A 19,670-nucleotide genomic window follows, 5' to 3' on the forward strand; every position below is an offset into this window, starting at 1 on the left:
GGCCATTCCATCAAATGGCAGCCCCCTACCCCACCGGCGTCCGCCGCCAGCTATATCCTCCGGTTTTTGCCGAGCCGCGGCCCGGCTGGTAATAGCCCGGCGTGTCGCGCAAATCATGGGCGGCGAGGCGTTTCAGCGCTATCGGGTTCGCCACCTGCAGCGTATCGAAACCGGCGCGGAGCATCAGCACCACTTGGTCGATCAGCACATCGCCCACGGCGCGCAGCTCTCCCTGAAAGCCATGACGTTCCCTCAGGATTTGCGCCTTGGAGTAGGAGCGGCCATCGTTGAAAGCCGGGAATTGCAGCGCGATCAGCGGGATCGTGTCGAGCTTGTGGATAAGCGGATCGATGCTCTCGCCCGGTGCGACCGTCACGCCGATCCGGCGGTTGCTGGTGCGCCTGATATCGTCATCGAGCCCGAGCCACGCGGCCAATGGCAGGATGACGGCGGGGGCATCACCCGCTTCCTCCAGGCTGGCGGCCTCGATATAGGGATCGTCTCGAAAACCGTCACGGGCCCAGAGGCGCTTTTCGGCTGCATCACTCATAAATTCGATTCCGTCAGTGAAATGTTGGTCAACGTATCGGTGAGACCGGTCAAGTGAATGCCGCATTCGGTCTTGTCCGATCCGGCCCAGCGTCCGGCGCGCTGGTCTTCTCCATCAGCGACGGGCCGCGTGCAGGGCATGCAGCCGATGGAGGGGTAGCCCTTTTCCACCAGCGGATGGGCGGGGAGGCCGTGCGCTTCCATATAGGCCTTGATATCCGCCTGTTGCCAGCGAGCGAGCGGATTGATGCGGACGCGCGGGCCCACCGCCTCGAACACGGGCAGGCTGGCGCGCGTCGAGGCTTGAAACTGCTTGCGGCCCGTCATCCATGCCCGCCAGGGCGCGACGGCACGCGCCATTGGCTCCACCTTGCGGATATGGCAGCAGCGGTCCTTGTCGGTCATCGACAGCGCGCCGAACGGGTCTTCCACCTTGAGTGTCTCGGGCAAAGGAAGGATGTCGCGCACATCGGTGAGGCCCAATTCCTCCACCAGACGGCGGCGATGGGCGAGCGTCGCGGGGAAATGCTTGCCTGTGTCGAGGAAGATAACCGGCGTTGTGTGATCGACCTCGGAGATCAGATGCAGGAGCACCGCCGATTCCGCCCCGAAGGAGGAAACCACCGCGATCTCCTCGTTGAACAGGTGATCGACGGCAAGCTCGATAATGAGCCGCGCGTCGAGATTGCCATAACGGGCCTCCAGCGCGCGCGCCTCGTCGGCGGCGGACTCAACGGTGTCAGGCAGCACGGCTGATTTCGCCATAGAGCGCCTCCTTGAACGGTGCCAGCCCTACCCGCCTGTAAGCGGCGAGGAAGGTTTCGTCCTTGCTTTGGCGCAAAGCGAGATAGGTATCGACGATCTTCTCGATGGCATCCACCACCTCTTCCGAGGAGAAGCCGCGCCCGGTGATTTCGCCCACTGTGGTGATCTCGTCCGCCGAGCCGCCGAGCGTGATTTGGTAAAGCTCCTCGCCCTTCTTCTCGACGCCGAGAATGCCGATATGGCCGACATGGTGATGGCCGCAGGCATTGATGCAGCCGGAAATCTTGATCTTCAGATCGCCGATTTCCGCCTGCCGCTCCGCCGCGCCGAAGCGCTCGGAAATGCGCTGCGCCACGGGGATGGAACGGGCATTGGCGAGCGCGCAATAATCGAGGCCGGGGCAAGCGATGATGTCGGTGATGAGCCCGGCATTGGCGGTGGCAAGGCCATCGGTAAGGAGCAGGTCGTAGACCGTGCGAAGATCGGCGAGCGCCACATGCGGCAGCACCAGATTCTGCTCATGGCTGACACGGATTTCGTCCTGACTGAACTGTTCCGCGATGTCCGCGACCAGATCCATCTGCGAGGCGCTGGCATCGCCCGGAATGCCGCCGATGGGTTTCAGCGAGATAGTGACGACACCATAGTCCGGGTGCTTGTGCGGCGTGACGTTTTGATCGACCCAGGCGGCGAAGCCTGCATCAGTCTTCTTGGCTGCGGCGAGCGCGGCCCAGCCTTCCGGGCGCTCGGGCAGCGCGGGCGGGCGGAAATAGGTTTCGATGGCGTCGATATCGGCCTGCGGCAGCTTCAGTTCGCTCTCCTTCAGCGCCTGCCATTCGGCCTCGATCTGGCGGGTCAGCTCCTCCGCGCCTGTCTCGTGGACGAGGATCTTGATGCGCGCCTTGAACTTGTTGTCGCGGCGGCCGTGAAGATTATAAACGCGGACGATGGCCGTGGTGTAGGAAAGCAGGTCCTCGACAGGCAGGAAGTCACGTATCTTCTTCGCCACCATCGGCGTGCGGCCCTGACCGCCGCCGACATAGACGGCGAAGCCCAACTCGCCCAACTCGTTCTTCTTCAAGTGCAGGCCGATGTCGTGAACCTGGATAGCCGCGCGGTCATGCTCGGCACCTGTCACCGCGATCTTGAACTTGCGCGGAAGATAGGAGAATTCTGGATGCAGCGATGACCATTGCCGCAGGATTTCGGCATAGGGGCGCGGATCGGCCACCTCATCCGCAGCGACACCGGCGAAATGATCGGCGGTGACGTTGCGGATGCAATTGCCCGAGGTCTGCATGGCGTGCATCTCGACTTCCGCAAGCTCATCGAGAATTTGCGGGATATCTGCCAGCGCAGGCCAATTGTACTGGATGTTCTGCCGCGTGGTGAAATGGCCGTAGCCGCGGTCATAGGTGCGCGCGATATGGGCGAGCTTGCGCACTTGTCTCGATGACAGCGTACCATAGGGTATGGCGACGCGCAGCATATAGGCATGGAGCTGGAGGTAGACGCCGTTCATCAGACGCAGCGGGCGGAATTGATCCTCGGTCAGCTCGCCCGCGAGGCGGCGTTCCACTTGGTCCTTGAACTGCGCGACACGGGCGGCGACGAAGGCGCGATCGAACTCGTCATAACGATACATGATTTAATTCCCGGAAAGAACGCTTGGGCCGAAATCGACTGTCGGCCCGGAGATGCGGATGCGCTCGCGCAGACGGAGCGGATGGAGCTTGCCGCCGCGATCCTCGACATCGATCAGATTGGCATCGACCACCAGATTGGCGCGGACCGCCGCCTTGCCGGCAGCCTCCAGCGCGGCTTCCGTCTCCGCGTCGCGCGCAATCCATACGCCGTCTATGGTGCCGCGCCATTGCCCGTCGGCGCCGTACCAGACGACTTCGCCGTCGATCAGGCGGTTGGCGGTCAGAACCTTGCTCGTCATACAGTCAATCCTTCGGAGTGAGGCACGTGGATTTCTCTGGCCGCAGCAGATGAAACGGCCGTAAAGGCAAGCGAAATCCCCGGAATGATTTCCGCGCCGATGCCCGCCTCGCGGAGCGTCGCCATCTCCTCGCCCGCGCGACTGGAGAGGAACAGATCGCCGGATTTGAGCCGCGCGACGCGCTTGCCCTCGCTCGCCAATTGCACAAGCAGCGCACCGGCCTCGCGGCTTCGCGCACGGCAACCCTTGCGGCTCCCCACGGCAATGCGCTCGGCATCGCGGCGGCCCATGGCGATGACGCTATCTGGAACGCCGGTATCATGCACGATCACGTCGGCTTCCATCAGCACGCGCTGGGCGCGCAGCGTCAAAAGATCCTCCGCGCCGGGGCCTGCGCCGACGAGCCAGACATAGCCCTGAGGGGTTTCCGCCTCGAGCAGTGACCGCGCTGCAGCGTGGGCGGCGGGCTCATCGCCACGCTCAATGCCGCTCGCCACCGCGCCGGAGAAGAAGGCGCGCCAGAACAGGCGGCGGGCGACGCCCTTGGCGAGCAACTTCTCGACAGCGGGGCGGTAGGACTCGGCGAACCGGGCAAGCGCGCCCAGATGCGGCGACAGGGCGGCGTCGATGCGGGCGCGGATCATCTGGGTCAGCACCGGGCCGGTGCCTTCCGAGCCGATGGCGATGGCGAGCGGGGCGCGGTTGACGATGGCTGGGGTCAGGAAATCGCAAAGCTCGGGCCGGTCAACCACATTGACAGGGATGCACTGGTGGCGCGCCTCGGCGGCGATGGCGGCATCCTGGCCTTCCTCGCCCGTCGCGACGAAGACGAGCTTCGCGCCGGTGAGATGGGTCGGCGCGAAGGCTTCGGCGACGTGCTCAAGCCCATGGTCGGCGATATAGCGCGCAAGGGCGGGCACCGGGTCCGGCGCGACGAGGCGGATCGCGGCGCTGGTCTGCCCCAGGAGCCGCGCCTTGTTGAGCGCCTCCTCCCCATTGCCCACGACGACGACCACTTCGTTCCGGACGCGGAAGAAGGCAGGAAAGACCGACAGGGAGGTAGAAGCAGAGGCCACGGGAAATCCTTTCAGCGCATCCCGGATTATCCGGGATTTGGCTGAAATTTATAAGGAACAGACTTGCGCGCACCTATACGCAATTCGGAGCGTTTTTCCGCAAATCGGCAGGCTCCAAGAATATTCGTCCCTAACGCGGATGGAACCAAATCCCACAATTTGAGTAGGATTTATCAATCAGGACAAGGATTTAACTGGTGGCCATGAACGCCGCAGGCACATGCACAGGCCAGCGCCAGGGCAGAACGGCGACGAGATCGAACCTTAGCGAGAGGTGTGCCCGGTCGGGCTGGCGGGCGAGCCAGAGATCGGCGGCGGCTTCGATGCGGCGCATGGCGGTGTAATTCACTGCCTCCATCGCGGCTTCCAGCGAGGAACGGGCTTTCACCTCGACGATGAGAACGAGATTACCACGCCGCGCAATCAGGTCGATTTCGCCGAGCCGGGTCTTATAGCGGCGCGCGACGATGCGGAAGCCCTTGAGCATCAGCGCCAGCGAGGCGAGCCGTTCCGCCTGATAGCCGCGGAAGAGCGCCTTGCGCTTGCGCTCCAGCACCGTCATCCGCGCTGCTCCTTGAGTTCGATCAGCCGCTGATAGAGTTCGCCCTTGTGGCCGCCGGTCATCCGTGCCGCTTCGCCCGCCGCCTTCGCAGGCGGCATTTCGGCGGCGAGAGACAGGAGCAGCCGGTCGATATCCTCGGCGCTAACAGGGGCTTCCGCCGCTTGCGGAGGGCCGACGAGAAGAACGACCTCGCCGCGCAGACGATCTTCTCCGTCGAATTGCCGGGCGAGCTCCCCGAGCGGCGCGGTCACCACCGTCTCATAGGCCTTGGTGAGTTCGCGGCAGAGCGCGCCAAGGCGGGTCTCGCCAAACACCACCGCCATGTCCGCGAGCGTGGCGGCGGCGCGGTTGGGGGATTCGAAGAAGACGAGCGTCGCGTCGATTCTTTGCAGCGCTTCCAGTTTCGCGCGGCGCTGGCCCTGCTTGACCGGCAGGAAGCCGGCGAAGTGGAAACTGTCGGTCGGCAAGCCAGACGCCATCAGAGCCGCCAGCACGGCGGACGCGCCGGGAATAGGCACGACCCGAATGCCCTCCGCCCTCGCCTCGCCCACCAGCCGAAAGCCGGGATCGGAGACGAGCGGCGTCCCGGCATCCGAGACAAGCGCGACGCTTTTGCCCTCTTTGAGTGCGGCAATGAGTTTAGGCCCCGCTTCGCCAGCGTTATGCTCGTGATAGGCGACGGGGCGCTTGGCTATGCCGAAGCGGTCGAGCAGGACGCGGGTGACGCGCGTGTCCTCGCAGGCGAGAATATCGGCGGAGGCGAGCGTCTCTAAGCCGCGGATGGTCATGTCACCGAGATTACCGATGGGGGTGGCGACGATATAGAGCGCGGGCTCCAGCGGACGGGCGTGGAACTGTGCCTGGCCGATGAGGTAGTCTCGCTGGTGGGTGTCGGGATGGGTCAACAAGAGCACTCCTGTTTGTTTGGAAGCGCTTGCGCAACACCCCCCTCTGCCCTGCTGGGCACCTCCCCCTCAAGGGGGGAGATTGGCTGACACCGCCCTCTGCCCAACCTTTGCAACGCTGGCGATTGGTACCGGATGCCAATGAAGGCGTAATCTCCCCCCTTGAGGGGGAGATGGCCGGCAGGCCAGAGGGGGGTGAGCGACGGTAAATGCATGAGCATCGGTTTCATCTGAAAAGGCGGCTTCAACCCTATCCGGCAAACGGCCCGACGCCAAGCTATCTAAGCCGCCAAATCCGCCACCACCGCGTCGAGCAGCAGCGCGCCCTCCGGTGTGGCGCGGATGCGGGTGCGGGTCATCGGCTCGATCAGGCCTTGGCCGATAAGCCCCTCCAGCCTGCCCTCGTCAATCTCGTGCCCGGTCAGGCGGCGGTAGCGGGTAAGGTCCACACCTTCGGTCAGGCGCAGGCCCATCATCAGGAACTCGTCGCCCTCCTGATCGGGCGTCAGATATTCTTCCTCGACGATGCCATGGCCGTCGCGCTCGGCCTTTTCGGCCCAAGTCTCGGGATGGCGCTCGGTCATGGTGACGGTGCGCACGCCGTTTTCGATGAAGCGGCCATGGGCGCCCGGCCCGATGCCGGCATATTCGCCATAGCGCCAGTAGACCAGATTGTGCCGCGATTCGGCGCCCGGCGCGGCGTGGTTGGATATTTCGTAAGCCGGGAGACCCCGCGCTGCCGTCACCTCCTGCGTTTCGAGATAGAGCGCGGCGGCGTGGTCGCCATCGGGCGTCACCAGCTTGCCCGCCTTCCAGAGATTATAGAAGGGCGTGCCCTCCTCGATGGTGAGCTGATAGAGCGACAGGTGATCCGCCGCGAGTTCGATTGCCCGTTCCAGTTCCGCCCGCCAATCGGCGATGGTCTGGTCGGGGCGGGCATAGATGAGATCGAAGGACAGGCGCGGGAAAATCTCGCGGGCAAGGCCGATAGCCTTCAGCGCTTCCTCCACATTATGCAGCCGTCCGAGCCGCCGCAAATCCTGATCGTTCAGCGCCTGCACGCCCATGGAAACGCGGTTGACGCCCGCCGCGCGATAGCCGCGAAAGCGCTCCGCCTCGACGCTCGACGGGTTGGCCTCAAGGGTGACCTCGACGCCGTCAGCGATGCTCCAGTTTGCTGCGATCTCGTTCAGCAGCCGCTCCACCGTGGCGGGCTCCATCAGGGAGGGCGTGCCGCCGCCCAGAAAGATACTGGTGACAGTGCGCGGGCCTGTTCGCTGCCGTATCGTCCGCATCTCGCGGGCGAAGGCGGCGGCAAAGCGCGGCTGGTCCACCTGATGATGGCGGACATGGCTGTTGAAGTCGCAATAAGGGCATTTGGCCGCGCAGAACGGCCAATGGAGATAGACGCCGAAGCTGTCTTCGCCTCCCGCCATCATTCGATCCCGAGCGCATCGCGCGCGAAGAGACGGAAGGCGCGGGCGCGGTGCGAGAGCGCTTCGGCCATGCCCGGCTTCCAGCCATGTTTCTCCTCGGCGGACATTTCGCCGAAGGTCCGCTCATGGCCGTCGGGGAGGAACATCGGATCATAGCCGAAGCCCTGATCGCCGCGCGGCGGCCAGACGAGCGTGCCTTCCACCTCGCCGCGGTAGAAATCCGTATGGCCGTCCGGCCAGGCGATGCAGATGACCGAGACGAACCGCGCGGTACGCTTGTCCGGCGTCAGCGCGCCCTTCTCGCGCAGCGCATTTTCCACGCTGTGCATGCCATAAACGAAGTCGCGCGTGCCGTCGGGCAGTGCCGCCCAATTGGCGGTGTAGACACCAGGCGCGCCATCGAGCGCATCGACCGCGACGCCTGAATCGTCCGAGAGCGCCGGAAGGCCAGTGGCTTTTGCCGCGGCCAGCGCCTTGATGGCGGCGTTTTCCTCGAAGGTCGTGCCCGTCTCTTCCGGCTCGGGCAGGCCCAGTTCGCTAGCCGATTGCGTCTCGAAGCCGAACGGGCCGATCAGGTCATGGATTTCCTTAAGCTTGCCCTTGTTGTGGGTCGCGACGATCAGCCGCCCTTTTTCCAGTTTTCTCATTTCATATTCCATAGTTCCGGCTCGCCGAATTCGAGCGAATTGCCTGATGGATCGCGGAAATAGAGCGAATGGGCGCCATTCGGCCACTCGACCTCGCTTTCGATTTCCACGCCGCTCGCTTCGAGATGCGCCTTCCATAGGGGGATTTCGGCTCGATCCGCCCGGAAACAGAGATGACCTGCCCCTCTGGTGCCGTGGGTGGGGACAGGCAGCGCCCCCGGTGCGGGAGGCTTGATGGTCTCATCGGCATTGAAGAGCAGCACAACGCCTGCGCCGCAACGGAAAAAGGCGTTGCGATGGTCAGGCTCGCGCACCAGTTCCAGACCCAGCACGTCGCGATAAAAAGCCACGGCGCGCGGCAGATCCGTGACATAGAGCGCGGATTCCAGAACGGCGGCGGGCTGCATTTTCATAGCCTATCCTCCCTGGCGCCTTCAGGCCACCGCCATCTTTTGCAGGGAAACGAGCCGGTTGATGCCCGTGCGCGCCAACTGCATAAGCGCGCCGAACTGCTCCTCCGTGAACGGCTCGCCCTCGGCGGTGCCCTGGATTTCCACGATGCCGCCCTTGCCGGTCATGACGAAGTTGGCGTCGGTCCCGGCGGTCGAATCCTCGGCATAGTCGAGGTCGATAACCGGCTCGCCGTTCGATATGCCGCAGGAGATGGCGGCGACATGATCCTTCAGAACCTTCTCCACCTTCACCATCTGGCGCGTTTCCATCCAGCGCAGGCACTCATAGAGCGCCACCCATCCGCCGGTAATGGCGGCGGTGCGGGTGCCGCCATCGGCCTGGATGACGTCGCAATCGATGGTGATCTGCTGTTCGCCCAGCGCCTGGAGATCGACCACGGCGCGTAAGGAGCGGCCGATCAAGCGCTGGATTTCCAGCGTGCGTCCGCCCTGCTTGCCGGAGGAAGCCTCGCGGCGCATGCGCTCGCCGGTGGAGCGGGGCAGCATGCCATATTCGGCCGTCACCCAGCCCTTGCCGGTATTGCGCATCCAGCCCGGAACCTTCTCCTCAAGGCTCGCCGTGCAGAGCACATGCGTATCGCCGAAACGGACCAGGCAGGACCCTTCGGCATGTTTGGAAACGCCGCGCTCGAAAGAGACGGCGCGCATTTCGTCTGCGGCGCGCTTGGATGGACGCATGGGGACCCTCGATTCATATTGTCTGATTGGGCTTTTAGGCCGCAATGAGGGAAATAGAAAGATACTTAAGGGCAGCGCGCCTTTGACCGCCGTATGGGCGCGCATATATATTTATGTTCAACTCAGCCATTCAGGCCTGATGGAGCCCGTGCAACGGACATGACGAAAGCAGCAGTTCCCGAAACACTTGCGACCCTCGACCAGCGCTCGCGCGATATTTTCCGGCGCATCGTGGAAAGCTATCTGGGCGACGGCGAGCCGGTCGGTTCACGCAATCTCTCCCGTCTTCTGCCGCTGGCGCTGTCGCCGGCGACGATCCGCAATGTGATGAGCGATCTGGAGCAATTAGGCCTCATCTACGCGCCGCATGTCTCGGCGGGGCGCCTGCCGACGCAGTTGGGTTTACGCTTCTTCGTCGATGCGTTTCTCGAGGTGGGGGACCTGCCGCCGGACGAGCGCAAATCGATCGAGACGCAGGTGCGCGCCGCCGGCAGCGGCAACTCAGTGGAAAAAGTGCTGACCGAGGCGAGCCAGATCCTCTCCGGCCTGTCGCGCGGCGCGGGGCTGGTGCTCGCCACCAAAGCGGAAGGCGCGCTCAAGCATATCGAATTCGTGCGGCTGGAGCCGACGCAGGCGCTCGCCGTGCTCGTCACCCAAAGCGGCGACGTGGAAAACCGTATCATCTCGCTGCCCCCGGGCGTGACGGCCTCGCAACTGGCCGAGGCATCCAACTTCCTCAACGCGCATATCCAGGGCCGCACGCTCTCCGAAGCGCGCAGCGAGCTGGCGCGGCTCAAGGAGGAGACGAAGCAGGAGCTCGACACGCTGTCACAGCATCTGGTCGAGCAGGGCCTCGCGATCTGGAGCGGCGGCGGCAATGACCAGCCGACGCGGCTCATCGTACGCGGGCGCGCCAATCTTCTTGAAAACATCCATGCGCAGGAGGATGTCGAGCGGCTGCGGCACCTCTTCGACGATCTTGAAACCAAGGAAGGCATGATCCAGCTCCTCGAACTGGCCGAGGCAGGATCAGGCGTGCGCATCTTCATCGGCTCGGAGAACAAGCTCTTCTCGCTGTCCGGCTCATCGCTCATCGTCGCGCCCTATCGCGACGCGGAGCAGCGGGTGGTGGGCGCTCTCGGCGTCATCGGCCCGACGCGGCTCAACTATGCCCGCATCGTGCCGATGGTGGATTACACGGCGCAGCTCGTTTCGCGGCTGTTGCGCTAGCTCACGAGATGATGCATTTCTTCACAAGCACTTGATTTTCAAAATATGAAGCTCGATATCCGGGCGACGACGATTTTTCAGAACGGAAGAAGAGAATGGCTGAAGAGAAGCATAAGGACGAGGCTGCCGATCTGCATCAGCGCGACATCAACAATCCCCGGGATCGCGATGCGCTGAAGCGCGCGGCCGACGATTTCCTGAAATCCAGGAAGGCCGAGGCGAAAGCCGAAGCGGCGGAGGATGAAGCGGAAGCAGAGGCCGACCCGGTTGCGGAGCTTCAGGCTGAGAACAGCGAATTGAAGGACCAGCTCCTGCGGCTTGCCGCCGACATGGAGAATTTGCGCAAGCGCACCGCCCGCGATGTGCAGGACGCCAGGACTTACGCCGTCACCAATTTCGCGCGCGACATGCTCGCTGTGTCGGACAATCTGGCCCGCGCGCTGGAGGCTATTCCGGCAGAAGCGCTGGAGGCGGGCGATACGGGCCTTAAGGCGCTCGCCGAAGGCGTGGAGATGACGGAACGCGCCATGCTTTCCACGCTGGAGCGCCATGGCGTGAAGAAGATCGAGCCCGAGGGCCAGAAATTCGACCCGCATTTCCACCAGGCGATGTTCGAAATCCCCAATGCCGAGGTGCCGAACAACACGGTGCTGCAGGTGGTACAGGCAGGGTATGTCATCGGCGACCGCGTGCTGCGGCCGGCGCTCGTAGGCGTCTCGCGCGGCGGTCCGAAGCAGGCGGCGACCGAGGCGCCAGCGGAGCCGGGACCGGTCGATCCGCAGGCGGAAAAGGACGCTTAAGGGGCGATACGCGCCCTCCCTCCCCCTTGCGGGGAGGGTTGGCCTGAAGGGCCGGGTGGGGGTGGTGATGTTTACGCCACTCTCTCCAGCAAAAGTGCAAACGTCACCACCCCCATCCGTCTGCTCCGCAGACACCTTCCCCGCCAGGGGGAAGGAGGGCGCCTTACGCAGCCTACCCCTCCACCGTCACTCCCTTTATCAGGCCCCTCTGCTCTGCCACATCTCGCAGGCTCGATTGCGGGCGGGGGCCCATTTGCTGTATAATGATGCCGGCTGCCAGCGAGCCCAGATGGGCGCAATTTTCCAGCGAATAGCCGTTTGTGTAGCCATAAAGAAAACCGGAGGCGTAGAGATCGCCCGCACCGGTGGTATCCACGAGTTCACGCAGTTCAATGGCGGGGACGGCGACGGTTTCATCGCCCGAGACGATGACGGAGCCCTTTTCCGAGCGCGTCACTGCGGCGAGCTTGCAATCCTGACGGATCGCTTCCAGACCCGCCTCGAAGGATGCCGTCTGGTAAAGCGATTTCAGCTCCGCCTCGTTGGCGAAGACGATATCGACCGTGCCGGAGCGCATCAGTTCCAGAAACTCGTCGCGATAGCGGTCGACGCAGAAGGGGTCCGAAAGCGTCATCGCCACTTCGCGCCCATGCTCATGAGCGAGCTTGGCGGACAGCCGGATCGCCTCCTTGGCGCGCGGCGGGTCCCAGAGATAACCCTCGAAATAGGTGACCTTGGCTTCGGCTACCTTGGAGCTTTCGACGTCCTCCGGCCCGAGCTCGACGCAGGCGCCGAGATAGGTGTTCATCGAGCGCTCGCCATCGGCGGTCACGAAAATCATCGACCGGGCGGTGGGAACGCCGTCTTCCAGCGGACGAGTGTCGAACACAACGCCTTGCGCGCGGATGTCATGGGTAAAAATCCGGCCAAGATGATCCGCCGCGACCTTGCCGAAATAGGCGGCGCGTCCGCCGAGGCTGGCGACGCCGGCGGCGGTGTTGCCGGCGCTTCCGCCGGACATTTCCACCGCGGGGCCCATCCGCTCATAGAGCAATTCGGCACGCGGCGCGTCGATGAGGTTCATCGCGCCCTTGATGATGGCGTTCTTCACTAGGAAGGCATCATCGGTGCGCGCGATAATATCGACAATCGCATTGCCGATGCACAGAACATCGAATTTGGACATGGGAATCGAGCGGCCCCTCAGCGTTTGACGATAGCGGCAATCATGCCATGAAGTCCGTGATGTACCGCTTTGCGGCGCCCTTGGCTAGCCTCGAGCCTTTTCCTGGGCCTTCATCCACCCTATGTGTTGAACCGCGCAACCGGCATGATCTTGCCTGGAAGGCTGCGACTTTTCGGATCATGCTCGAGGAAGGGGAACGATATGATTTTCGATGCGGCCAGCGCCGCGGTGCGGCACCTCTTCACACCGCCATTCCGTTCGCTCCTGTGGAAATCGCTGGGAGCGACGCTCATCATCCTCGTGCTGCTGTGGATCGTTCTGCGCCAGCTCTTTGTCCATCTGGCGTGGCCTTATCTCGGCCAGATGCTGCCCGGATTGCCCGAGTGGGCGGGATGGCTCGGAACGGTCGGCGCGATCTTTGCCAGCCTCGGCCTCGCGCTCGGGCTGGCGCTGCTGATCGCGCCCATCACCGCCTTGATCGCCGGTCTGTTCCTCGACGACGCGGCTGAAACCATCGAGCGGACGGATTATCCCGCCGATCCGCCCGGACAGGCGCTGCCCTTGATACAGTCGCTGGTGCTTTCGCTGAAATTTCTCGGCGTCGTCATCGTCGGCAACATTTTCGCTCTGTTCCTGCTGCTGGTGCCGGGCGTCAATCTCATCGCCTTCTTCATCGTCAACGGCTATCTTCTGGGGCGGGAATATTTCGAATTCGCGGCGATGCGGTTCCGCACGCCTGACGAGGCGAAGGCGCTGCGCAGCAAATATTCCGTCACCGTGTTTCTGGCGGGATTGATCATCGCCGCCTTCCTCGCCATCCCCATCGTCAATCTTCTGACGCCGCTCTTCGCCGCCGCGATGATGGTACATCTCTATAAAATGGTTGCCGTGAAGGAGATCGGCGGGCGCGCTTGAATTGTGCCGGCGGGCCTGCTTCTGCTACATGAATGCATATTCTCAACGCATCGGGGGAAACATGCTGACGGACCTGCTGCTTGCTATCCTGCACCATTTGCTGATGTTCATGCTCGCGGCGGCGCTCGTCAGCGAGATCATGCTGATGCGCAGCGGGCTTTCCGGGCGCGACCTCAAGATTCTCGCCCATGTCGACCGCATGTACGGCATGGTGGCCATCGCCATTCTCGCCGTCGGCATCTGCCGCGTGATCTTCGGGCTCAAGGGCTGGGAATATTACGTTGCCAACCATGCGTTCTGGGGCAAGATGATCGCCTTCGCGCTTGTCGGCCTCCTGTCGATCAAGCCGACAATGCGTATCCTGCGGTGGAGCCGCGCAGCCTCCGGCGGGACCTATGTCGTGCCTGACGCTGAACTTGCCGCCGCGCGCCCGTTCCTCAAGGCGCAGATCGTCCTCTTCGCGCTGATACCGATCTTCGCCGCGATCATGGCGCGCTATAGCTAGACCGGCAACGCCGAAGCGTCGTAGAGGCTGGCGAATTCGGCGCTCGGCGGAATCGGCTTGATGATGTCGATGAGCACGCCGTTCGGGTCGGTCGTGATGAAATGACGCTGGCCGAAATCCTCGTCGCGCAGGTCGAGCCGGATCGGAAGGCCGGCCGCTTTCAGCCGTTCATAGACCGCATCCACATCCTCCACCTCGAAATTGAGCAGCAGGCCGGATATTTTGCCGCGGCTCGCGTACGGGATGGTCTCGTGCGCACCGTCGAGAATTGCCAGCGTCACATGCGCGTTTTCCTTCGATTGCAGATGGACATACCAGCCGGCGGAGAAGAGCGGCTCGAAGCCGAAATGCTCGACGTAAAAGGCCGCAGTTCCGGCAACGTCGCCGGTCATGATGACGGGATAATAGCTGGTCGCTTTCATGGCTTTCCCTCCTAGGGCTTCGAGGATACAGTCAGTCTGTATGTTTTTGTAGATACATTCTGAATGTATGTAAAGGGAGGATCAGACAATGCCCCGCAGCAACCGCGAACGCACCGAGGCCACCCGCATAGCGCTTCTGGATGCGGCTAGGACGCTCTTCGTCGAGAAGGGATATGCTGAGACCGCGACGCCCGATATCGTCGCGGCGGCAAAGGTGACGCGAGGGGCGCTCTATCATCATTTCGAGGACAAGCGGGCGCTGTTCGTGGCGGTCATCGAGCGGGAGACTGCCGCCGTCGCTGCAGCTATCGAGGCGCGTTCCGCCGATGCGTCCTCTCCCCGCGCGGCTTTGCTCGATGGCGCATCCGCCTATTTCGACGCCATGGCCGTGCCGGGCAGGACCAGGCTTTTGCTGCGCGAAGCGCTCGCCTTGCTGTCGGACGACCCGGCGGAAGCGAGCCTCAAGACGGGACTCGCGGAACTGCTGGCCGGGTCGAAACTCCTTCCCCTCCTCGACCCGCTGACGACGCTCATCTCCGCCGCCTTCGACCGGGCGGCGCTTGCAATAGAGCATGGCGGTAGCCGCCAGGATTATGAAGCGGCGATTGCGGCTTTGCTCGACGGGCTAGCCGACGACGTTCGGAGGTAATTCCACCAGCGGCGCGGGGATATCGGTGGTTTTCACCGCTGCCTTGCAGAGGTCGGCGATGATGCATTCTTCGCATTCGGGCTTGCGTGCCTTGCATACATAGCGGCCATGCAGGATCAGCCAATGGTGGGCGTGGAGGAAATATTCCTTCGGCACCACCCGCATGAGCTTGTCCTCGACCGCTTCAGGGGTTTTCCCCGGCGCAAGGCCGATGCGGTTGCCGATGCGGAAGATGTGGGTATCGACCGCCATGGCGGGCTGGCCGAAGGCGACGTTGAGGACCACATTGGCGGTCTTGCGCCCGACGCCCGGAAGCTTGACGAGATCGTCGCGATTATCAGGCACCTCGCCGCCATGATCACGAATCAGCGCTTCCGAGAGGGCGACGACATTCTTCGCCTTGTTGCGCCAGAGGCCGATGGTCTTGATATATTCGCCGACCTTCGCCTCGCCGAGCGCCAGCATCTTCTGCGGCGTGTCGGCGATGGCGAAGAGCGGGCGCGTCGCCTTGTTGACGCCCACATCCGTCGCCTGCGCGGAGAGCACCACGGCGACGAGAAGGGTGAAGGGGTTCACATATTCCAGCTCGCCCTTCGGCTCAGGGCGCTGGACTGAAAAGCGGCGGAAAATCTCGTGAATTTCCGCCTTGGTATAGAGCGTTCCCGCCACGCGGGCCGGACGCCTTGCGACGGCCTTTTCCGCCGATTTGATTTTGGTGTTTTCCATGTCCCCTCTATACTCGTCCACCTCCCTGCGCGGCAAGGAAGCAGAGTGAAATGAGCCACCCTGACGGTGCAAGTCCTGATGCGAACGACGCGCCTTTCTTCCGGGCGCTGCTGGTGCCGCACCGCTCGCTTGGGCGCACCGGCTTTCTGGTTCTGATGGCGGTGCTTCTTGCCGGATGGATATTCACCGGCATTCTGTTTCTCTCCATCGGCGCGTGGCCGGTGTTCGGCTTTTTCGGCCTGGACGTGCTGCTCGTCTATCTCGCCTTCCGCTGGAATTATCGGGCGGGGCGGGCGCGGGAGGAGATATCGGTGTCGCGCACTGCGCTCGACATCCGGCAGGTGGCGCCATCGGGGCGAACGCGCGAGCATCGCTTCAACCCGTTCTGGGCGCGCTTCCGCGTCTCGCGGCATGTGGAAATCGGCATCACCGCCATGAATGTCGAAGGCGAAGGGCGGCGGGTCGCGATCGGCTCCTTCCTCAATCCCGATGACCGCGAAAGCTTCGCCACGGCATTTGCGCAGGCGCTCGCGACCGCGAAGGGACGCTGATCTCTGGCCATTTGGCGCCGATAGCCTGTATATGGCTTCCATCATCTCGCAGCAGGAATTTCCATGATCACCGTTATCGGCTCCATCAATCTCGATCTCATCGCCCGGACTGCGCAATTGCCGAAGCCCGGTGAAACGGTGACCGGCTCCGCTTTTCAGACCGCGCCGGGCGGCAAGGGGGCGAATCAAGCGCTGGCTGCCGCAAGGGCGGGCGGGCAGGTGCGCATGATCGGCGCAGTGGGCACTGACGCCTTCGCGTCGGAAGCGCTCGCGCTTCTTGAGGAAGGCGGCGTCGATCTTTCCCGCGTGCGCAAGACCGATGGCGAGACGGGCGTCGCGCTCATCACCGTCGAGGCGTCGGGCGAGAATGTGATCGTCGTGGTGCCGGGCGCGAACGGCACGATCTCGCAAGACGATGTGGATGGCGCGGGCCTTTCCGGCGGGCATTTGCTGCTCCAGCATGAAATCCCGCTGCCTCTCGTCAAGGCTGCGCTGGAAGCGGCACGGGCGAGCGGCACGGTTTCCATCCTCAATACCGCCCCTTGGCAGAACGAAGCGGCTGATTTGCTGCCGCTCGCCGATATCGTGATTGCCAATGAGACGGAATTCGACCTTGCTGCGGATCGGCTGAAGCTCGAGGGTACTGACCGCGAGGCCCGGATGGCGGGTTTCGCGGGCAGGACGGGGCGCACGGTCATCGTGACGCTCGGCGCGGAGGGGCTGCGCGTCGCCACGCCCGACCGGCAATTCGCCGTCCCCGCCTATCCGGTTACGCCGATCGATACGGTGGGGGCGGGCGACACCTTCTGCGGCTATCTTTCCGCCGGACTGGACATGGGTCTGGAACTCGAAGCCGCCTGCTGCCGCGCGGCAATTGCGGCTTCCATTGCATGCCTCAAGCCTGGGGCGCAGCCGGCTATTCCGCTGGCGTGGGAGTTGCCGGGGTAAGCGCCAACCGCTACAACCGCCCAATCCGCTCCGTCAGCAGTGCGAAGAATCCGTCATGGTCCACGTCGCGCATGACGAGCGCGTTGTTGGCACGGCCCGTGACGCCCCACCAATCGACCACCGTCATGCCCAAGGTCAGTTCCGACTGCGTCTCGATTTCGACATTGCAGCTGCGGCCGGAATAGAGCTCCGGTTTCAGGAGATAGGCGATGACGTTGGGGTCGTGCAGCGGACCGCCATCGCTGCCGTACTTCGCCTCGTCGAAGCGCTCGAAGAATTCAAGCAGCGCGACGCAGGCATCGCCCGCGCGGCTGCCCATGGCGCGGAAGCGGTCGATGCGCTTCGCTGTCGTCAACGCCTTGTGGGTGACGTCGAGCGGCATCATGACGATGGGTACGCCGGAGGCGAAGACGACCTTTGCCGCTTCCGGGTCGACATAGATGTTGAATTCGGCGGCGGGGGTGATGTTGCCGCCCTCGAAGAAGCCGCCGCCCATCAGCACGATCTCGCGGATGCGCGGCGCGATTTCGGGCGTGCGGATCAGCGCCTGCGCGATATTGGTGAGCGGGCCGATGGGGCAGAGCGTGACGCTGCCCGGTTCCTCGCTCTGAATTGTCTCGATGAGGAAATCGACGGCGTGCTGCGGCTGAAGGGGCATTTGGGGCTCGGGCAGGTCCGGGCCGTCGAGGCCGGTGCGGCCATGCACATGCTCCGCTGTCACCAGCCGGCGCATCAGCGGCTGCGCGGCGCCTGCATAGACTTTCACGTCCGTCCGGCCCGCCAGTTCGCAGATCTTGCGCGCGTTTTTCTCGGTGAGAGCCAGCGGCACATTGCCCGCCACGACGGTGATGCCGAGGACATCGAGTTCCGGGCTTGCCAGCGCCAGCAGGATCGCCAGCGCGTCGTCCTGGCCGGGGTCGGTGTCGATGATGATCTTGCGCGCCATTTGCGTAACCATTCCTTATCGTAGACGAGGGAAAACGGCCCAGATGGAGAACCCAGCGGGCAGGAATCCGATTCTGCTCTTGAACAGACGGATTTCACGGACCATATCTCAAGGCAAGGAAGAAATGCCGAAACGGGTTCTTCCAAAATTCTCACGCAGGTCCGGACGGAAAAACCCTCACACTTTTCCTGGACTTGCTGGGTAACGGTCGCTTTGACGAGGACTGAACATGACACGCATGACGCCGTTCTCGAGCCCGCTTCTGCTCGGGTTCGACACGATGGAAAAAACCCTGGAGCGAATCGCAAAATCCGGCGACGGATATCCGCCCTACAATATCGAGCGCCTGCGCACCAATTCCGGCCATGAGCGGCTGCGGATCACCCTTGCGGTGGCGGGCTTTTCCGACAGCGATCTGGAAGTCACCACCGAGGACAACCAGCTTGTCATTCGCGGACGGCAGACCGACGAAGAGGAACGCGAATTTCTGCATCGCGGCATCGCGGCGCGCCAATTCCAGCGCGTCTTCGTGCTGGCAGACGGAATGCGGGTAATTTCGGCGCAACTCAAGAACGGATTGCTCTCGATTGATCTCGATCGTCCGGAACCGGAACGCCTCGTCAAGCGTATCGATATCAGCGTGCAGGATTGAGAAGGCTACTCGATCTTAATTTGGCCGCATGGTCCCATCCAAATAGCCTGTGACTTCGGGATCGTGCATCGCTTCAGTCGTATGATCTTATCCAAAAAGTCTGCAACTTTTTGGGATCATGCTCAGCTCTCAAGGCAAGGTCGGCCACGGCTTGTCAGGATGGAGGCTTAAATGACCACTCAAAAGCAAATTTTCACGGAAGCTGAATTCGCACATCTGGGCGCGGGTGAAGTCGCCTATATGCGCAAGATGCGCACCGATGATCTTGCGCGCAGCTTCCCTGCCCTGCCGCCCATGGCTCCGGGGCTGGAACTCTGGGCTCTCTTCGGCGCCGATGGCGCGCCTATCGTTCTTTCCGACGCCCGCGCCAATATTCTGGCCGGCGCGCAGGAGCATGAATTGCGGACGGTGATGCTGCAGTAAAAAGGGAGTAGGGGAGTAAGGGAATAGGGCAGTATGCTGCCTGGTTGCCTTCTCCCCCTCCTTGCCGGAATAAAGGGAGGCAAATTCCCTATTCCCTTACTCCCCTATTCCCTTAAGCAGCATGCGACGTCGGTTGCGTCGTCAGAAAAGCGTAGAGCGCCTGCGCGTCATGGGTGCCGCGCAGCTTCATCACCACATCGGGATCACGCAGCAGACGGGCGATGCGCGACAGCGCCTTCAGGTGATCGGCGCCTGCATTTTCAGGCGCAAGCAGCAGGAAAACGATATCGACGGGCTGATCGTCCAGTGCCTCGAAATCCACGGGATTATCGAGACGGGCGAAGATACCCGTGATGCGCCTGACGCTGGGAAGCTTGCCGTGGGGAATGGCGATGCCGTTGCCCACGCCCGTGGAGCCGAGACGCTCCCGCTGCAGGACGGTATCGAATATCTCACGTTCGGGGAGACCTGTCAGTTCAGCGGCCTTCTCGGCCATGATCTGCAACAATTGTTTTTTGGAGCCCGCTTTCAGCGCCGGCAGAATCGCCGCCGGCTGAATCAGATCGCTAAGATCCATTCTCTCCATTCCTTCTTCTGCGGGGCCTCACGACCCCCGCTCTATATAAGCCTCCGCGTACCCCGAACAATGCGGAAACCCCTCGAGGCCGGCACCGATCAAAC

24 protein-coding genes and 1 pseudogene are annotated in these 19,670 nt (G+C 63.0%); 9 read left to right on the forward strand and 16 right to left on the reverse strand.

Features of this window, described 5'->3' with window-relative positions; translation table 11 throughout:
* Positions 1–25: 25 nt before the first annotated feature.
* The 11 genes and pseudogenes from ACOWVG_RS04065 to rph all read right to left on the reverse strand — a co-directional run bounded on the left by ACOWVG_RS04065 (position 26) and on the right by rph (position 9,036).
* Positions 26–550: a DUF934 domain-containing protein gene (locus ACOWVG_RS04065; RefSeq protein WP_420960231.1), complete on the reverse strand. Its 525-nt coding sequence runs from the start codon at positions 548–550 to the stop codon at positions 26–28.
* A complete protein-coding gene (locus ACOWVG_RS04070) occupies positions 547–1,314 on the reverse strand; it encodes a phosphoadenylyl-sulfate reductase (RefSeq protein WP_420960232.1) in 768 nt (255 codons plus the stop codon). Before ACOWVG_RS04070 ends, ACOWVG_RS04065 begins: the two co-directional genes overlap by 4 nt.
* Positions 1,289–2,959, reverse strand: coding sequence for a nitrite/sulfite reductase (locus ACOWVG_RS04075; protein ID WP_420960233.1), 1,671 nt, complete (start codon positions 2,957–2,959; stop codon positions 1,289–1,291). The genes ACOWVG_RS04070 and ACOWVG_RS04075 overlap by 26 nt, the downstream gene beginning before the upstream one ends.
* A 3-nt stretch (positions 2,960–2,962) precedes the next feature.
* Positions 2,963–3,259, reverse strand: coding sequence for a DUF2849 domain-containing protein (locus tag ACOWVG_RS04080; RefSeq protein WP_420960234.1), 297 nt, complete (start codon positions 3,257–3,259; stop codon positions 2,963–2,965).
* 20 nt (positions 3,260–3,279) lie between these two features.
* Positions 3,280–4,365, reverse strand: a pseudogene (locus ACOWVG_RS04085) (SAM-dependent methyltransferase); the annotation flags it as partial.
* Positions 4,366–4,525: 160 nt separating this feature from the next.
* On the reverse strand, positions 4,526–4,897 hold the full coding sequence (locus ACOWVG_RS04090) for a YraN family protein (RefSeq protein ID WP_420960236.1): 372 nt from the start codon (positions 4,895–4,897) through the stop codon (positions 4,526–4,528).
* Positions 4,894–5,805, reverse strand: a complete 912-nt coding sequence (gene rsmI, locus ACOWVG_RS04095) for a 16S rRNA (cytidine(1402)-2'-O)-methyltransferase (protein WP_420960237.1) — start codon at positions 5,803–5,805, stop codon at positions 4,894–4,896. Before rsmI ends, ACOWVG_RS04090 begins: the two co-directional genes overlap by 4 nt.
* Before the next feature lie 278 nt (positions 5,806–6,083).
* On the reverse strand, positions 6,084–7,241 hold the full coding sequence (gene hemW / locus ACOWVG_RS04100) for a radical SAM family heme chaperone HemW (RefSeq protein ID WP_420960238.1): 1,158 nt from the start codon (positions 7,239–7,241) through the stop codon (positions 6,084–6,086).
* Complete coding sequence (gene rdgB, locus ACOWVG_RS04105; protein ID WP_420960239.1) at positions 7,238–7,885, reverse strand: RdgB/HAM1 family non-canonical purine NTP pyrophosphatase; 648 nt, start codon at positions 7,883–7,885, stop codon at positions 7,238–7,240. The genes hemW and rdgB overlap by 4 nt, the downstream gene beginning before the upstream one ends.
* Positions 7,882–8,292: a VOC family protein gene (locus ACOWVG_RS04110; protein WP_420960767.1), complete on the reverse strand. Its 411-nt coding sequence runs from the start codon at positions 8,290–8,292 to the stop codon at positions 7,882–7,884. Before ACOWVG_RS04110 ends, rdgB begins: the two co-directional genes overlap by 4 nt.
* A 27-nt stretch (positions 8,293–8,319) precedes the next feature.
* On the reverse strand, positions 8,320–9,036 hold the full coding sequence (rph, locus tag ACOWVG_RS04115) for a ribonuclease PH (protein ID WP_420960240.1): 717 nt from the start codon (positions 9,034–9,036) through the stop codon (positions 8,320–8,322).
* A gap of 159 nt (positions 9,037–9,195) precedes the next feature.
* On the opposite strand from rph, the gene hrcA reads away from it, so the two are divergent.
* Both hrcA and grpE read left to right on the forward strand, forming a co-directional pair.
* Positions 9,196–10,266, forward strand: coding sequence for a heat-inducible transcriptional repressor HrcA (gene hrcA, locus ACOWVG_RS04120; RefSeq protein ID WP_420960241.1), 1,071 nt, complete (start codon positions 9,196–9,198; stop codon positions 10,264–10,266).
* Positions 10,267–10,361: 95 nt separating this feature from the next.
* The gene (grpE, locus tag ACOWVG_RS04125; RefSeq protein WP_420960242.1) at positions 10,362–11,066 is read left to right on the forward strand and encodes a nucleotide exchange factor GrpE; all 705 of its coding nucleotides are present in this window, start codon (positions 10,362–10,364) and stop codon (positions 11,064–11,066) included.
* A 172-nt stretch (positions 11,067–11,238) separates the two neighbouring features.
* Here grpE and ACOWVG_RS04130 read toward each other — a convergent pair whose 3' ends face one another.
* Positions 11,239–12,252, reverse strand: coding sequence for an adenosine kinase (locus ACOWVG_RS04130; RefSeq protein ID WP_420960243.1), 1,014 nt, complete (start codon positions 12,250–12,252; stop codon positions 11,239–11,241).
* 201 nt (positions 12,253–12,453) lie between these two features.
* Here ACOWVG_RS04130 and ACOWVG_RS04135 point away from each other — a divergent pair, with 201 nt between their 5' ends.
* Both ACOWVG_RS04135 and ACOWVG_RS04140 read left to right on the forward strand, forming a co-directional pair.
* Positions 12,454–13,167, forward strand: a complete 714-nt coding sequence (locus tag ACOWVG_RS04135; protein WP_420960244.1) for a sulfate transporter family protein — start codon at positions 12,454–12,456, stop codon at positions 13,165–13,167.
* Positions 13,168–13,228: 61 nt separating this feature from the next.
* On the forward strand, positions 13,229–13,672 hold the full coding sequence (locus tag ACOWVG_RS04140) for a DUF2214 family protein (protein WP_420960245.1): 444 nt from the start codon (positions 13,229–13,231) through the stop codon (positions 13,670–13,672).
* Here ACOWVG_RS04140 and ACOWVG_RS04145 read toward each other — a convergent pair.
* The gene (locus ACOWVG_RS04145) at positions 13,669–14,094 is read right to left on the reverse strand and encodes a VOC family protein (RefSeq protein WP_420960246.1); all 426 of its coding nucleotides are present in this window, start codon (positions 14,092–14,094) and stop codon (positions 13,669–13,671) included. The genes ACOWVG_RS04140 and ACOWVG_RS04145 overlap by 4 nt on opposite strands.
* Positions 14,095–14,182: 88 nt before the next feature.
* Here ACOWVG_RS04145 and ACOWVG_RS04150 point away from each other — a divergent pair, with 88 nt between their 5' ends.
* Positions 14,183–14,743 (forward strand): TetR/AcrR family transcriptional regulator, encoded by a 561-nt coding sequence (locus tag ACOWVG_RS04150; RefSeq protein WP_420960247.1) that lies wholly within the window; start codon positions 14,183–14,185, stop codon positions 14,741–14,743.
* Here the strand turns inward: ACOWVG_RS04150 and nth are convergent.
* Positions 14,720–15,469: an endonuclease III gene (gene nth / locus ACOWVG_RS04155; protein WP_420960248.1), complete on the reverse strand. Its 750-nt coding sequence runs from the start codon at positions 15,467–15,469 to the stop codon at positions 14,720–14,722. The two genes, ACOWVG_RS04150 and nth, sit on opposite strands and share 24 nt — an antisense overlap.
* A gap of 50 nt (positions 15,470–15,519) precedes the next feature.
* Between nth and ACOWVG_RS04160 the strand changes: the two genes are divergently transcribed.
* Together ACOWVG_RS04160 and ACOWVG_RS04165 are read left to right on the forward strand one after the other, a co-directional pair.
* Positions 15,520–16,020 (forward strand): DUF2244 domain-containing protein, encoded by a 501-nt coding sequence (locus ACOWVG_RS04160; RefSeq protein WP_420960249.1) that lies wholly within the window; start codon positions 15,520–15,522, stop codon positions 16,018–16,020.
* Between the two features lie 63 nt (positions 16,021–16,083).
* Positions 16,084–16,968, forward strand: coding sequence for a ribokinase (locus ACOWVG_RS04165; RefSeq protein WP_420960250.1), 885 nt, complete (start codon positions 16,084–16,086; stop codon positions 16,966–16,968).
* Between the two features lie 10 nt (positions 16,969–16,978).
* On the opposite strand, the gene ACOWVG_RS04170 is transcribed toward ACOWVG_RS04165, so the two are convergent.
* A complete protein-coding gene (locus tag ACOWVG_RS04170; protein ID WP_420960251.1) occupies positions 16,979–17,914 on the reverse strand; it encodes a nucleoside hydrolase in 936 nt (311 codons plus the stop codon).
* Positions 17,915–18,143: 229 nt separating this feature from the next.
* On the opposite strand from ACOWVG_RS04170, the gene ACOWVG_RS04175 reads away from it, so the two are divergent.
* On the forward strand, positions 18,144–18,566 hold the full coding sequence (locus tag ACOWVG_RS04175) for an Hsp20 family protein (protein ID WP_420960252.1): 423 nt from the start codon (positions 18,144–18,146) through the stop codon (positions 18,564–18,566).
* Positions 18,567–18,737: 171 nt separating this feature from the next.
* Positions 18,738–18,989, forward strand: coding sequence for a DUF1150 family protein (locus ACOWVG_RS04180; RefSeq protein WP_188821018.1), 252 nt, complete (start codon positions 18,738–18,740; stop codon positions 18,987–18,989).
* Between the two features lie 112 nt (positions 18,990–19,101).
* Here the strand turns inward: ACOWVG_RS04180 and ptsN are convergent, their stop codons facing one another.
* Positions 19,102–19,566, reverse strand: a complete 465-nt coding sequence (gene ptsN / locus ACOWVG_RS04185) for a PTS IIA-like nitrogen regulatory protein PtsN (protein ID WP_420960253.1) — start codon at positions 19,564–19,566, stop codon at positions 19,102–19,104.
* Positions 19,567–19,670 lie beyond the last annotated feature (104 nt).

It is taken from the genome of Brucella sp. IR073, assembly GCF_049065735.1.
Classification (GTDB): domain Bacteria; phylum Pseudomonadota; class Alphaproteobacteria; order Rhizobiales; family Rhizobiaceae; genus Paramesorhizobium.